Source organism: Roseofilum sp. KMC-1 (assembly GCF_057802075.1).
This window is the reverse complement of the sequence record NZ_CM173605.1, coordinates 4386033-4399958: the sequence shown is the minus strand read 5'-3', so window position 1 is coordinate 4399958 and position 13926 is coordinate 4386033. Positions and strand designations below refer to the sequence as shown.

General features: G+C 44.6%; 13 protein-coding genes. 6 read left to right on the top strand and 7 right to left on the bottom strand.

What is annotated here, in order from left to right:
* Positions 1–109 precede the first annotated feature (109 nt).
* The gene (locus tag AC3FZD_RS20245; protein ID WP_488737750.1) at positions 110–1045 is read right to left on the bottom strand and encodes an acyl-CoA desaturase; all 936 of its coding nucleotides are present in this window, start codon (positions 1043–1045) and stop codon (positions 110–112) included.
* 315 nt (positions 1046–1360) lie between these two features.
* Positions 1361–2824 (bottom strand): adenylate/guanylate cyclase domain-containing protein, encoded by a 1464-nt coding sequence (locus AC3FZD_RS20240; protein WP_488737749.1) that lies wholly within the window; start codon positions 2822–2824, stop codon positions 1361–1363.
* Between the two features lie 155 nt (positions 2825–2979).
* Between AC3FZD_RS20240 and AC3FZD_RS20235 the strand changes: the two genes are divergently transcribed.
* Positions 2980–3288: a DUF3181 family protein gene (locus AC3FZD_RS20235; protein ID WP_488737748.1), complete on the top strand. Its 309-nt coding sequence runs from the start codon at positions 2980–2982 to the stop codon at positions 3286–3288.
* A 69-nt stretch (positions 3289–3357) separates the two neighbouring features.
* Here the strand turns inward: AC3FZD_RS20235 and AC3FZD_RS20230 are convergent, their stop codons facing one another.
* Positions 3358–4821 (bottom strand): cyclic nucleotide-binding domain-containing protein, encoded by a 1464-nt coding sequence (locus tag AC3FZD_RS20230; protein WP_488737747.1) that lies wholly within the window; start codon positions 4819–4821, stop codon positions 3358–3360.
* A 203-nt stretch (positions 4822–5024) separates the two neighbouring features.
* Between AC3FZD_RS20230 and AC3FZD_RS20225 the strand changes: the two genes are divergently transcribed.
* The 5 genes from AC3FZD_RS20225 to AC3FZD_RS20205 all read left to right on the top strand — a co-directional run bounded on the left by AC3FZD_RS20225 (position 5025) and on the right by AC3FZD_RS20205 (position 11804).
* The gene (locus AC3FZD_RS20225) at positions 5025–6542 is read left to right on the top strand and encodes an MBOAT family O-acyltransferase (protein ID WP_488737746.1); all 1518 of its coding nucleotides are present in this window, start codon (positions 5025–5027) and stop codon (positions 6540–6542) included.
* Between the two features lie 99 nt (positions 6543–6641).
* Complete coding sequence (locus AC3FZD_RS20220) at positions 6642–9536, top strand: UPF0182 family protein (RefSeq protein ID WP_488737745.1); 2895 nt, start codon at positions 6642–6644, stop codon at positions 9534–9536.
* 52 nt (positions 9537–9588) lie between these two features.
* The gene (locus AC3FZD_RS20215) at positions 9589–9786 is read left to right on the top strand and encodes a hypothetical protein (protein ID WP_488737744.1); all 198 of its coding nucleotides are present in this window, start codon (positions 9589–9591) and stop codon (positions 9784–9786) included.
* A 27-nt stretch (positions 9787–9813) separates the two neighbouring features.
* On the top strand, positions 9814–10113 hold the full coding sequence (locus tag AC3FZD_RS20210; RefSeq protein WP_488737743.1) for a cytotoxic translational repressor of toxin-antitoxin stability system: 300 nt from the start codon (positions 9814–9816) through the stop codon (positions 10111–10113).
* Between the two features lie 95 nt (positions 10114–10208).
* Positions 10209–11804, top strand: a complete 1596-nt coding sequence (locus tag AC3FZD_RS20205; RefSeq protein WP_488737742.1) for a glucose-6-phosphate isomerase — start codon at positions 10209–10211, stop codon at positions 11802–11804.
* Here the strand turns inward: AC3FZD_RS20205 and AC3FZD_RS20200 are convergent.
* From AC3FZD_RS20200 to AC3FZD_RS20185, 4 genes are all read right to left on the bottom strand, one after another.
* Positions 11791–11934, bottom strand: a complete 144-nt coding sequence (locus tag AC3FZD_RS20200; protein ID WP_488737741.1) for a hypothetical protein — start codon at positions 11932–11934, stop codon at positions 11791–11793. The genes AC3FZD_RS20205 and AC3FZD_RS20200 overlap by 14 nt on opposite strands.
* 35 nt (positions 11935–11969) lie before the next feature.
* Complete coding sequence (locus AC3FZD_RS20195) at positions 11970–12176, bottom strand: glycogen debranching protein (protein ID WP_488737740.1); 207 nt, start codon at positions 12174–12176, stop codon at positions 11970–11972.
* Between the two features lie 102 nt (positions 12177–12278).
* Positions 12279–12767: a GNAT family N-acetyltransferase gene (locus AC3FZD_RS20190; RefSeq protein ID WP_488737739.1), complete on the bottom strand. Its 489-nt coding sequence runs from the start codon at positions 12765–12767 to the stop codon at positions 12279–12281.
* 26 nt (positions 12768–12793) lie between these two features.
* Positions 12794–13915, bottom strand: coding sequence for an RNA polymerase sigma factor, RpoD/SigA family (locus AC3FZD_RS20185; RefSeq protein WP_488737738.1), 1122 nt, complete (start codon positions 13913–13915; stop codon positions 12794–12796).
* Positions 13916–13926 lie beyond the last annotated feature (11 nt).

Here is a 13926-nt window from a genome sequence, read left to right as displayed (position 1 = left end):
CAAGAATCTGAAGCAGTGGAAAGTGGTTTTGCCTTTTGTGAATTCTTCTAGAGTTAGGTTGGGTCGTCGCTAGACCCAACCTAAATAGTATTGGAGCTAGAACTAGGAGCTAATTGGCTAGAATAGCGTCTTCCTGTTTCTTGCGCTCAATATCTTGATTGGAAGGGAATTTAACATCCCAGATTAAACCGAGACGCTCTAGCAGAGCAATCACCCACCAGGAAAAGTCTACTTGCCACCAATTCATGCTAAACCGGGCTGAGTAAGGAAAGGCATGATGGTTATTGTGCCAACCTTCTCCTAGGGTAATGATGGCAATTAGAGGGTTATTGCGGCTGAAATCTCCCGTTTTGAAGGGTTGATTTCCCCACAAATGGCAAATGGAGTTAACCGATAGGGTTCCTTGGAAACTGAGCATGATTCGTAAGGCTCCGCCCCAGATTAGGCCCCGCAAGGCTCCTTCCCAAGTTCCACAAATGGCTCCTTCAATGGCAGCCGGAAGGGCTAATCCAAGAACGATCCAGACGAGACAGTACCGATCGACCCATTGCACTACGCGATCGCTTTTTAAATCATTGATATAGGGTAAGGGTTCCACCCAAGTAGCACCCACCATCCAACCAAAATGGCCGTGCCAAAATCCTTGTATTCTCCCCCAGAAGCTTGTTCCATGCAGGTGAGGGGAATGAACATCTCCGGGTTGATCGCTGTAGAGGTGATGCTGACGATGATGGCTTACCCAACTGGCGATCGTTCCTTGAGTCGATATGCAAGCGACAATACCGATTAGGGCTTTCATAATTGGCCCGGTTTTAAAGGCTTTATGAGAAAATAGGCGATGGTATCCCACGCTCACCCCTAGAATGGTGAGAATGTAAAAACCGACGAGTAAGGCAATGTCAAGGGGAGCCACCGATTTTTCCCACCAGATTACTGCGGCGATCGCCACTAGGAACCCAATTCTAGGAAGGGTTAGGGTGATCGAGTTAATCACTCTGCGGCGATTAAGATCGGCTACGGCTTCAGAACTACTGTAGTTGGTCATCCAAGAACCTTTTATCAAATCATTAAGCACTTTTACGGATTGTATCAGCTTTTCGACCGTTCCAGGGTAATCTAAGATTCTCTTAAGATTTTTTTAATGTCTCAAAGCCTTACTGAGTAAGCAGTTGTCGATTCTAAAAAAGCTTTTCGATCCTGAGAACCCTCGCCTCACGCCTCTGCCTAAGCGGGTCTCGAATGGGGGGTTCTCTCTCCCCGACTTCCCCAGGATTGAGAGGCTCAAATTCTGCTATCATCATTTCAAGGGTATATAACAAAAAAAAGATATTCTTAGGGATCTCGCAGTTAGGTTGATTCCCTATAGGGTAATTCGTCCTTCGAGAAAATAGGTGGTCATCATCCCTTTCCCTTTGACCTCAATCTCCCCTCGTTTTTCCAATCGATAGTAATCCTTTAAAGTATTATAAGTTACTTGACTCACATGGATTTTCCCTGGAATACCATGAGATTCCATCCGACTAGCCGTATTAACCGCATCACCCCATAGGTCATAAATAAACTTTTTCTTACCTATGACTCCAGCGACTACGGGGCCAGTATTAATGCCAATGCGGATCGTGAGCAGTGTTTGGTGTTTCAGATTAAAGTTAACCACCTCTTCTTGGATTTTCAGTGCCATTTCCGCTACGGCGATCGCCGAATTCGGTTGATGGGTAGGCACACCTCCGACCACCATATAATTATCCCCAATAGTTTTAATCTTTTCCAACTTATACTCGTCAGCCCAATAATCAAAGGAGGAAAAAATTTCATTGAGATAAGTGACCAACTTAGGAGCGGTAATAGAAGACGCTAACTGCGTAAATCCCACAATATCAGCAAATAAAATCGTCACTTCTGGAAAAGATTCGGCGATGGGATTATGACCTTGTTTCAATTGATCGGCGATCGGTTGCGGGAGAATATTCAGCAGGAGGCGATCGGATTTTCGTTGTTCACTTTCGAGTTCTTGATTGGCTTCTTGAAGTTGAGCTGTCCGTTCAATTACCCTTCTTTCTAGCTCTTGCGAGGTTTGGCGCAATCGAGTAATTACGACAGCAATACCTGAAATTGCTAGAAGAGACAAAACAGAAAACATCATCAATGTTCCTTTTAAGCCTTCACGAGTTTCTTGGATAAACTTATCTAAAGGCAAAATAATTTCTAAAACACCCCGCACATCTCCAATTTTCCAATCGGTTTTAGGACTATCCGGATGGGTATTATGACAAGCGATACAAGTGGAATCCATAATTTCTGCTTGGGCATATCGCAGGGAAGAACGTCCTTGTACATTTTCAAATTGGAAATAGGGTTTATTGGGATTATTTCTGAGAACAGACAAGGCATCTTGTTCAAATTGATCGGTAATAGTTTGTTTGATCATGGCTTGACCTCCCCGAAAAGGGTAGTCACTATAGAGCTTAACCATCATTCCCGTATTTTGTTCGCGAATATTCCATGCTAATTTCATTAAAAATGTCACCGGCAAAGGAATTCCACCTTTAATACTGGGATAATTGTGAGAAACTACAATCCCATCAACCTCTTGGGCGCGATCGACCACTTCATAACTATAGACATTACGAGCTTCTTGAATCAGTTTACTATAGGAAGTAGCAGCAGCGATCGCTTGACTTTTCATTAAATTTGAAGAGATTTGAAAAGTATTTAATAAGGCAATACTAATACCGATGCAAAGAAAAACGATCAGCAGTAATATAGTATGTCTATAAAGAATTCGCTTTAAGCGTTCAAGCCAGTTAAGAATGAAGTTATCCATAAGGTTATAAATGAAATGTATTAACCTTGTTCTAACATATAATAAACTTTCGTCAATACTTACACACTTGATCCTTAACCCTTGCCAGATATTCAATTGAGCGCTAAGGTCTGAGAATAGGCCAATTTAACCGAACCCTAGTAGGAGGAAAACCGATGAGCAGCAGCTATCCCACCGAAGCTATCGAGAAATTAGCCGCAGAAATTGGCGAAAATGTCTATATGGATATTGCCAAATGGCATCTTTATCTCAATGATGCCCATCTTCATACCCCTTTAGCCGAGCATCTCTATCCTTTATTAGAGGATAATCGTTTAGAAGAAAACCAAGTGTTAGAAATTCTGCAAGCCATTACCGTAAAACTAGGGGGAGGGCGCAGACAAATACCGCTTTTAGATTTAATGCCTATGCAAGCCCAGTTAAATTTAATGGATTTGCTCGAAGAGTTTCAGCATAATCTTTAAGGGTGCTACGAGCTGGTAATTGGTAATAGAATTAGGGAATAACTCTTGCCTTTTTCCTAAAGTCCTCTATCAAATGCCAAATAAATTTTTGAGCCTATTTCTCACCCAAACCACCGGGTTTTTGTCATCTTCAGCAGCATCAACTAAACCCATTTCTCGCAACTGCTTTTGTCGTTCAGAGAGTTCTTCTTGGTGTTTAGCAAACTCTTGAACAATCACTTCAGAGAGTTCTGGATGTTCGCGTAAAAGTTGTTCAAAGCCCTTATGATTAATGGCAAATAAAATGGTATCTTCGACGGCGCGAACTGAGGCTGTACGAGGAATTCCCAGCATTAAAGATAGTTCACCAAAAAACTGGCCGGGGACTAAATTGTTTAAATGCTTATTAATTTTTTCTACATAAACTTCAACCGTCCCTGATAGAACAATATAAAATCCATCGCCTGGATCGCCTTCTCGAAATAGAACTTCGGACTCCCTTAAACGTCGCCGACATCCAACTTCAATCAGTTGCCTTAATTCCAGTTCAGTAAAACTTTCAAAATAGGTGACTTGAGGGAGCAGATCCCGCAGGGAGAGGGGCTTGTACTGTGAAGCTTGTTTTTGGGTGACTTCTAATATTTCTTGAGCTTCTGATTTTCTGCGTCCGAGGGGATAGAGAACTTCTGGATTTCTCAGCCAGAGATCTTGTTGAGGAAAGGGAATATTAATCTGATGTTGTCTTAGGTGATATTCGATTAAAAAATTCAGGGAACTGGTAATATGGGGTTCTAAATCAACACGGGAAACCCAAACCCAGAGTTCAAAATTTAAGGAACTGGCTCCAAATCCGATAAAAATGACTTTGGGTGGAGGGTCGGAACTGATGGAGGGTTCCATATAAGCGGCTTTCAGGAGGACTTCAGTGACTAGAACCGGATCGCTACCATATTCTACTCCTACGGGAATTTGAATTCGGCTGGTGGGAGATTCAAAATTCCAATTGAGAATAATATTTTCGACTAAATGACTATTGGGAACAATCACGGAACCCCCGCGCCGAGTGCGAATCAAGGTAGAGCGCAGAGAAATTTCTTTGACATAGCCATCCATACCATTAAATTCGACAAAATCTCCAACGCGAAGTTTGCGTTCTAACAGTAAAGTAAGCCCACTGGTAAAGTTTTTGGTGATGCTTTGTAAGCCTAAACCAATACCAACGCCTAAACCCCCAGCCAGTACGGTTAAAGAGGCAATATCAAAGCCATTGGTTTGTAGAATAATTAAAAAACCAATGGCAGAAAAGCTGTAACTAATTATGGTGGCGATCGCCTGGCGATTCCCTTCATCAATTTTAAGCTTTTGCAGCAGTCGATATTTGAGGAAATTTTTGAGCAGTCTGGCACAGACGAAAACAATGGCTAAGGAAACGAGAATATTGATAATAGCGAAAATAGTGATCTGCTCATTGCCAATGGTGAGAATAGAGGAGGTAGTAATATGGTTAATTAGGTTAACTATCGTTTCCCAAAGTCTTGCGATCGTGCTAGTCATGTCAGCCCAGTAAGAAGTCTATATTACCGATACTCATGAACCTGATGAGTTTTCAGGGGATATATCGAGATTTGGTTATGTTCTATCATATTTTTGCGATCGCGGGTCTTATGTATGGGTTAGGGGCTTGAATTGCCTAACTTGTGCTACCATTGCCCGGATATCATTTGACAAGGCGCTCTTCCCGTACTCTCTCATAACCCATGAGCTTTACCTCTCTCCTTTATGGTGTCTTTTTATTCAGTGTTTGTATCCTCTATTGGTCAAGTCGATCGGGGAAAACACGGTTTCTATTATTAGCGATCGCCTCATTACTCTTTTACGCCTCTTGGCAACCCCAATATATTCCCCTGCTGCTGGCAATGACTTGGGTGAACTACAGTTTAGCCAAAATCCTGGTTCCGGACTCTGTACAGGGTTCCCACGCCCAAGACTGGCAGTTATCCAACCAAGACTGGCAATTTGCCCAAGCGGGTTGGAATCAACGGCGTTTTTTCATTTTAGTCCTTGGCATCATCTTAAATGTCTTTCTATTATTCGGCTTTAAGTATATTCCCTTTGTCCTCGGTTCCCTGGGCCAAATCGCTCAACTCCCCAGGGCTACAGCTTCGGCGGATTGGGTGAGCGACAATGTAATTGCGCCCTTGGGACTGAGTTTCTTTTGTTTTGAGGCGATCGCCTATTTAGTCGATGTCTATCGAGGCGCACCTGCTGCTAAAAGTTTTACCAAATTTGCCGCCTATAAACTCTTTTTTCCTAAACTCATTTCCGGCCCCATTACCCTGTACCAGCAACTCACCACCCAACTGAGAAACCCTCAATTTCCCTCCATCGAAATGCTTACCGAAGGGTTATGGCTGATTGCATTAGGAGCCACCAAAAAAGCCCTCATTGCTGACCGTTTAGCCGTGATTGTAGACCTTAGTTTCACTCATTTAGTCCGCGCCGGAAGTTGGGATTTGTGGTTAGCCACCCTCGCCTATGGACTGCAACTCTATTTAGACTTTAGTGGCTATGTCGATATTGTCCGTGGCAGTGCCATTTTACTCGGCTTAAATCTACCCGAAAACTTTGAAGACCCCTACTTTACCACCAGTATCGCCGACTTTTGGCGACGCTGGCACATGACCCTCGGAAATTGGCTCAGAAACTATCTCTATTTTCCCTTGGGAGGCTCCCGTTTAGGATTATTCAGAACTTGTTTCAATCTGCTGATGGTCATGCTGATTGCGGGCATTTGGCATGGTGCAGCCTGGGGATTTATTGTCTGGGGTGTTTATCATGGATTAGCTTTAGTAGCCCATCGTTTAATCGATACATTATCCAAACAAATTCAGGGCTTAAAATCCTTTTGGAAAAGTTTACCCGGCACAATATTAGCTTGGCTAATGACACAACTGATGGTCTTTAGCGCCTGGATCTTTTTCCGCCTCCCTAACTTAAAAGACTCCTGGTTTGCCATTTCTCACTTATTCGGCAAAGAGGCTGACCCCCAATTTACTCAGAAAATTTATCTGGATACTCTGGGGATCGATCGCCTGCAATTCACCTGGATCTTATGCGCTCTTGTCGGTATAATGACCCTTCTATTTTTATTACAGAGACGTTTAAATTTACAGCTCAATTGGCCCATCAAATTAGTCTTAATTCCCGTCAGTCTATATTTAGTTTGGTTACTCGCTCCCCAAGGGGCACTACCCTATATTTACTTTGATTTTTAGGGAAAATGCCGCTATGCTATGAGTAGGAGCAGCTTACCTGAATCTTTAGCGAAAAGAGTCAACAACCACCAAAATATGCAGTGGGTACGATCGCCAAAAATGAGTTGGATATTAGTCATCCTCTTGGCAGCATGGCTAACATTCGACATCGCCACCAACTTAATCACCGAAGCACTCTGGTTTAACGAACTCGGTTATGGTACTGAATTTGCCCTGCGAGTCAAAACCCAAATCATCGTCGGCGCAGTGGTTTTCGGACTCAGCACCCTTTATCTGTGCGGTAACCTCTGGGTTGCCCTCCTCCTCAAACATCCCAACCCCCCAGAAGCTCAAGACGCTTATCCCAAATACCCCAAAAGGGTTCCCCTCGGTTGGTTAATCCTCTCCCTGGTACTCTTAACCCTCGTCTTAGGATTAATGCTGCTCCAATATGGAGAAGTCATCGTGCAATATTGGCATACCGATTTAAATATTGCCCGCCCCACCCCCGAACTCCCCCCTCGCTTTCGTCCCGAATCAGCCGTTCACACCTTTCTAGGGCTACCCTCTTCTCCCCTCAAAGCAATACTCATTCTAGTATTTCCCATCCTCTTAGTCTGCATTCCCGAAAGAACCTTACTGGCGATCGCCATTCTCTTAAGTTACGGTTTAGGAATCATTTTATCCAGCCATTGGGCCAGAATTTTAGCCATTTTTAATCCCACCTCCTTTCATCAAGTCGATCCCCTCTTTAATCAAGATATTAGCTTCTACATCTTCACTTTACCCGTTCTCCATCTGCTCGAATTCTGGCTCGTCATCCTCTCTGTTTTTTCCCTACTTGCCGTCACCATTATCTATCTCTTATCCGGTAGAAGTTTAGCCCTAGGCAGTTTTCCTGGTTTTTCCCCTAAACAGCGCCGCCATCTGCAAGTCATCAGTGCTGCCGTTATGTTTAGTGTGGCTTATAGTTATGCGCTCTCTCGCTATGAACTGCTTTATTCTCCCACGGGAGTCATTTATGGAGCCAGTTTCACCGATATCTATACTCAAAAACCCATAATTGAAGTGCTGTCTATTTTGGCAGCATCCTATGGATTTTTCCTCTTAGGTCGTTCCGTTTATTGGGCTAAAAAATACGATATTTGGAGAAACATGATTTACGTGATGATTCTCTATTTAGGTGTCGCCGGAGTCAGTAACTATGCTCTTCCTGCTTTGACTCAGCGCTTAATCGTGCAACCCAATGAACTGGGTAGAGAAACTCCATTTATCAAACGCAGTATTGAATTTACTCGATCAGCCTTTAATTTAGATAAAATTGAAGTTTATCCCTTTAATCCTGAAGGACAATTAACTGTACAAGACTTACTCAAAAATAAACTAACCCTCGATAATATCCGTCTCTGGGACACCCGCCCCCTATTACAAACCAATCGTCAACTTCAGCAAATTCGCTTATATTATAAATTTCTCGATGCAGATATTGAACGCTACACTTTCCGCAAACCTAATTATCAAGGCAGTTCTAAACAACAAGTTATTTTAGCGCCTAGAGAATTAGACTATGAAGGAGTTCCTCAAGAGGCCAAAACTTGGGTGAATCAACATTTAGTCTATACCCATGGATATGGGTTTACTATGTCCCCGGTGAATACAGTGGCAGAGGATGGCTTACCGGAATATTATGTCAAAGATATTGGGTCAGAAAGTCCCCAAGGAGAAACGACTCCCGTTTGGATTTCTGAACCTCGAATTCGAGATAGTATACCCATTGGTCAACCGAGAATTTATTACGGAGAATTAACCAATACCTATATTATGACTCCTTCGACGGAGCCGGAGTTAGATTATCCCCAAGGAGATGCCAACCAATATAACTTTTATGATGGTACAGGGGGAGTCTCGATCGCCAGTCGCTGGAGACGGTGGTTATTCGCCAAATATCTCAAAGATTGGCAAATGCTCTTAACTCAATCTTTCACCCCAGAAACTAAAGTTTTATTTCGCCGCAATATCATCGATCGTGTCAAGGCGATCGCCCCCTTTCTCCAATTCGATCAAGATCCCTATTTAGTCGTTGCCAATACCGATTTAAGTGGCGATCAAAGCGGCAATCAAGAAAATTATCTTTATTGGATTATTGATGCCTATACAACCAGCGATCGTTATCCCTATTCCGATCCTGGAGAGCTGCCCTTTAACTATATTCGTAACTCTGTAAAAGTGGTCGTCGATGCCTACAATGGCAGGGTTTATTTTTTCATGGCTGATGACTCCGATCCCATCATTCAAACCCTAGCCAAAATATTTCCTAATCTGTTCCGAAGCTTAGACGACATGCCCCCATCTCTAAGGGTTCATATTCGCTATCCGGTAGATCTATTTAATATCCAATCGAATCAACTCTTGACTTATCATATGCGCGATCCGCAAGTGTTTTACAACCGCGAAGATCAATGGCGCGTTCCCTTAGAAATTTATGGCGGTGAACCCCAAACTGTAGAACCTTACTATTTAATCATTAAATTACCCACAGAAAACCGAGAAGAATTTATCTTACTCCATCCCTTTACCCCTGCCAGCCGTAATAACCTGATCGCCTGGTTAGCCGGTCGTTCCGATGGGGAAAATTATGGTAAACTTTTACTCTATCAGTTTTCTAAACAACAGCTCATTTATGGGCCAGAACAAATTGACGCTCTGATTAATCAAGACCCGGAAATTTCTCGTCAGATTTCTCTGTGGAACCGACAGGGATCAAAAGCAATTCAGGGTAATCTCCTGATTATTCCCATTGAAAAATCCTTGCTTTACGTGGAACCTCTCTATTTAGAAGCCGAGCAAAATAGCCTACCAACTCTAGTGCGAGTGATTGTCGCCTATGAGAACAAAATTGTCATGGCAAATACCCTAGATAGAGCCATCAATGCTATCTTTAATTCCTCTAATTCTCCTTCGGCTAACCCCAGCCCAACCGTCATTCGTAACTTAGGTGAAATTGGCCCGCCCTAGAGGTTAGAATGGGTAAGGCAGATGGCAAGCTCCGATCTCAATGGTAGGGTTTATGCAAAAGAAACGACAACAGATCCACGATCTCGTCGATCAACTTCCAGAAGAATACTTACAAGAAGTTTGGACTTTCTTAGCTCCTCTATGTGCTGATGCTTATGTGCTGACCATAATTCAAGCAACTATAGATACCCTAAAACCGGGTGACTTCATGACTCATGAAGAAGCTCTAGGGTTTTTGCATCACCGATGACTCATAACTGGCAGAGGTGAAAATCCGATGACTGTTGCGCCTTCCTCCACGGTATCATCCATTCAATATCAACTGCTCTATCACCGTAGCTTTCTCCAAGATCTACAAAGGTTACAGAGGAAAGAGAGGAGTAGCTATGAAAACATTTATCACTTTGTATTTACGGAGTTTCTGAGCCTGAAACGTCTAGAAGACCTGCCTAAACTCCATCGACTCGGGCCGGAGCGGATGTTCTATCATTTTACGATGGGAGAATACCTGATTGCGATCGCCGTTATGGGACAAATTGTTAAATTTCTCCGGATTCTCCCCAAACCGAAGATCTAAACGGTATGGTGTCTAGGGGAGAGTCTCAAACAAGCTCTCATTCGTTTTGATCGGCGATCGCCGAAAATGCCTCAACCCTTTGGAGAAGACTGGTTATGGATGCAGCAACCCTCTGGCAACGTTATCAAGACTGGCTGTACACCCACGACGGCCTGGGATTTTATCTCGACATCAGTAGAATGAGGTTTGACGATCGCCAAGTTGCAGAAATGCAACCCAAGTTTGACAAAGCCTTTGCAGAAATGGCTAAACTCGAAGCGGGGGCGATCGCCAACCCAGATGAAGGACGGATGGTGGGTCACTATTGGTTACGCAATGCCAATATCGCCCCTAACCCCCAACTGAAAGCCGAAATCAACGAAACCCTAGCAGCCATCCATCGCTTTGCCCAAGATATCCACTCCGGAGCCATCAAACCCCCCAACGCCCCCAAATTTACCGATATTCTCTCCATCGGTATTGGGGGATCGGCCCTGGGGCCTGAATTCGTCGCTGAAGCCTTAGTCTCCTCCTCTCCCCAACTCAACATTCACTTCATTGACAACACCGATCCCGCCGGTATCGATCGCACCCTGGGTAAAGTTAAAGATAAACTCAACACCACCCTGGCGATCGTCATCTCCAAATCGGGAGGCACACCGGAAACCCGCAACGGCATGATCGAAATCAAAGCCGCCTATGAAGCCGCCAACCTTACCCCTGGCCCTCATTTTGTCGCCATTACCGGCCATGGCAGCCAACTCGAACAACTGGCCCAATCAGAAAACTGGTTAGCCACCTTCCCCATGCATGACTGGGTAGGCGGACGCACATCGGAACTCTCCGCCGTTGGTTTAGTTCCGGCTGCTCTGCAAGGTATCGACATCGATCAAATGTTAGCGGGGGCTAAAGAAATGGATGAAGCCACCCGTATTCCCTCCCTCAAACAAAATCCCGCCGCTCTCCTTGCCCTTGGCTGGTACTTCGCGGGAAATGGCAAAGGGGAAAAAGATATGGTCATTCTGCCTTACAAAGATAGTTTGTTGCTCTTTAGTCGCTATCTGCAACAATTGGTGATGGAATCCTTGGGCAAAGAAAAGGATTTAGACGGCAATACGGTCTATCAAGGCATTGCGGTTTATGGAAATAAAGGCTCCACTGACCAACATGCCTATGTGCAACAGTTGCGCGAAGGTGTACCCAATTTCTTTGTTACCTTTATTGAAGTCCTGAAAGACCGCGAACGACCTTCTCCTGAAGTCGAACCGGGAGTTACCTGTGGCGACTATCTCTCCGGACTCTTGCAAGGAACCCGCAAAGCCTTATATGAAAATCACCGAGATTCCATTACCGTCACCATTCCCGAAGTTACTCCCCGCACTGTGGGTGCATTGATCGCCCTCTATGAGCGGGCAGTTGGACTCTATGCGACGTTAGTAAATATCAATGCCTATCACCAACCGGGGGTAGAAGCGGGTAAAAAAGCCGCCGCCAGTATTCTCCAGTTGCAAAATCAAGTGATGAAGGCTTTAGGAGAAAGCGATCGACCCTTATCTCTGGCAGAACTAGCTGCTGCTGCCCATGCCCCAGAAGAGATTGAGTCAGTTTACAAAATTGTCCGTCATTTAGCGGCCAATAATCGCGGTGTTGTCTTGCACGGCAACACCTCTCAACTCCAACAGTTGAAAGTCAGTAAGGTTAATAAACATTAATTTCGTAGGGGCGGGTTTTACCCAAATATAGGATACCCACCAACCAATATTGTAAACCCGCCCCATCCTCAGCGATCGCCAACTCTATTAAGATACAAGGGGCGGGTTGCAAACCCACCCCTACAACCATGTCTCATTGTTAATCGAAATCACGCTAAAAGGGGTTCAATTCAATTTCAAGGCACTTGCGGGGACTTCTTCCCAAGAGTCAACGGTACGCATCCGAGCGATCCATCCGGCTTTTTTTTGGTCTTCCGTGAGGTTATTTTCAAAGGAGTCGTGGCAGTCCTGAGCTTGCTGGCAATCGCAACAGGCAATGCAAGCGTAGATCATGCCAGAGGGATCGACTTGTTCATTCACCCAAATAGTCATAGGGCATATACTCCTAAGTGTAAGAAATCTAGTCTATTGTAGGGGCGGGTTTCAAACCTACCCCTACAGCAATGTCCGATCGCACCATCAAATTCACTTGACTTATTCCTGCACGAAGTGGTGTAAGTCGGTGACGCGACAAATTCGCCAGTCGGGAAGCACATCAGCGCCCATGCGTTGGTAGAAGGCGATCGCCGGTTCATTCCAGTCTAATACCGCCCACTCAAAGCGCCCACAACCCCGCTCTAGAGCAATTTTTGCCAAACTTCTCAGCAGGGCAGACCCAATCCCCTGACGGCGATATTCAGGTCGTACAAACAGGTCTTCGAGATAGAGTCCCGGTTGGGTGCGAAAGGTGGAATAGTTATGGAAAAAGAGGGCAAAGCCTACCGGTTTTTCTTCCCATTCGGCAATTAAGGCTTCTGCATAATGTTGATCGCATAGGTGTTTTTCCAGCTCGGCCGGACTCCCCACGACTTGATCGGATAATTGCTCATATTCAGCTAAAGCGCCGATCAAGTCGAACAGAATGGGGACATCATCGCGGGTTGCGGGTCGAATATGGAGTGGGGGGCGATCGCCTGGAGTCATAGTTGCACCACATGCCAATTTTTAGGTTAGCGCAGCCAAGCTTTCAACCGTTGAGCCACTTGAGGACGACGCAGTTTTCGCATGGCTTTGGTCTGAATTTGCCGCACTCGTTCGCGGGAGAGGTTGAACAAATGGCTGACTTCTTCTAGGGTATAGGGTTTTCCCGTACTTAAGCCATACCTTAAGGAAATAATATCTTTTTCCCGTTCGGTGAGGACATCGCTGAGAACCGAGAGGATTTCCTGACGCATCATGGTTTCGCTAATCTGCGCCTCTGGAGATTGGGTTCCTTGATCTTCGAGTAAATCGAGTAATTCTGTATCTTGATCTTCTCCAAATCGATGGTTTAAAGAGAGCGATCGCCGACGCACTTGATGCAAATATCGCAATTGCGGAATCGAAATTTCCAATGCTTCCGCTAGTTCTGTTTCGCTGGCGTTGCGTTCGAGTTTTTGCCGCAGTTGCTGTTGCATCACCCGCATTTTATTCAGTTTTTCCACTACATGAATCGGTAATCTCACCGTGCGTCCATGGTTAGCCAACGTGCGGGTGATCCCCTGACGAATCCACCAGTAGGCATAGGTGGAAAACTTATAGCCTTTTTCGGGATCGAACTTCTCTGCGGCTCGATTTAATCCCAATGCACCCTCTTGAATGAGATCGAGAAATGGGACTCCTCGATTCACATATTTTTTGGCAATTGATACTACCAATCTCAGATTCGATCGCACCATTTTTTGCTTGGCAATTTGGCTTTGTTTGAGCTTAATGGTGATTTCAGCTTCTCCCAATCCACTCGCACAAGCTAAATCAGAAATCGTTGGCTTTTCACCCGTATTGGCTAGAATTTTCTCTTGAATTCTTTGTAGATCTACTCCTTCTTGAACTTGGCGAGATAAGATCACTTCTTCTTCTGCACTCAGGAGAGGATAACGTGCCATTTCTTTGAGAAATAGACCCACTGTATCCTCATTAATCCAAGCTATTGAATCTTTCCAATCTTTGCTAGATAACGAGGAGGAAGGGGCTACCGGATCTGATGATGATAAGTTTAGTTGGCTCAAAACAGGAGGTTTTGCCTCTGAATTTACCTGGGAATTATCGTATTCCCGGTCAATCAATCCATGATTTTTGGGGCTGTTCAACATAGGAAATGACA

Bases quoted from the DNA above. Each gene is read 5' to 3' on its own strand.
- AC3FZD_RS20245 (WP_488737750.1), bottom strand. From the start codon at position 1,045: ATGACCAACTACAGTAGTTCTGAAGCCGTAGCCGATCTTAATCGCCGC.
- AC3FZD_RS20240 (WP_488737749.1), bottom strand. From the start codon at position 2,824: ATGGATAACTTCATTCTTAACTGGCTTGAACGCTTAAAGCGAATTCTT.
- AC3FZD_RS20235 (WP_488737748.1), top strand. From the start codon at position 2,980: ATGAGCAGCAGCTATCCCACCGAAGCTATCGAGAAATTAGCCGCAGAA.
- AC3FZD_RS20230 (WP_488737747.1), bottom strand. From the start codon at position 4,821: ATGACTAGCACGATCGCAAGACTTTGGGAAACGATAGTTAACCTAATT.
- AC3FZD_RS20225 (WP_488737746.1), top strand. From the start codon at position 5,025: ATGAGCTTTACCTCTCTCCTTTATGGTGTCTTTTTATTCAGTGTTTGT.
- AC3FZD_RS20220 (WP_488737745.1), top strand. From the start codon at position 6,642: ATGAGTTGGATATTAGTCATCCTCTTGGCAGCATGGCTAACATTCGAC.
- AC3FZD_RS20215 (WP_488737744.1), top strand. From the start codon at position 9,589: ATGCAAAAGAAACGACAACAGATCCACGATCTCGTCGATCAACTTCCA.
- AC3FZD_RS20210 (WP_488737743.1), top strand. From the start codon at position 9,814: ATGACTGTTGCGCCTTCCTCCACGGTATCATCCATTCAATATCAACTG.
- AC3FZD_RS20205 (WP_488737742.1), top strand. From the start codon at position 10,209: ATGGATGCAGCAACCCTCTGGCAACGTTATCAAGACTGGCTGTACACC.
- AC3FZD_RS20200 (WP_488737741.1), bottom strand. From the start codon at position 11,934: ATGGTTGTAGGGGTGGGTTTGCAACCCGCCCCTTGTATCTTAATAGAG.
- AC3FZD_RS20195 (WP_488737740.1), bottom strand. From the start codon at position 12,176: ATGACTATTTGGGTGAATGAACAAGTCGATCCCTCTGGCATGATCTAC.
- AC3FZD_RS20190 (WP_488737739.1), bottom strand. From the start codon at position 12,767: ATGACTCCAGGCGATCGCCCCCCACTCCATATTCGACCCGCAACCCGC.
- AC3FZD_RS20185 (WP_488737738.1), bottom strand. From the start codon at position 13,915: ATGTTGAACAGCCCCAAAAATCATGGATTGATTGACCGGGAATACGAT.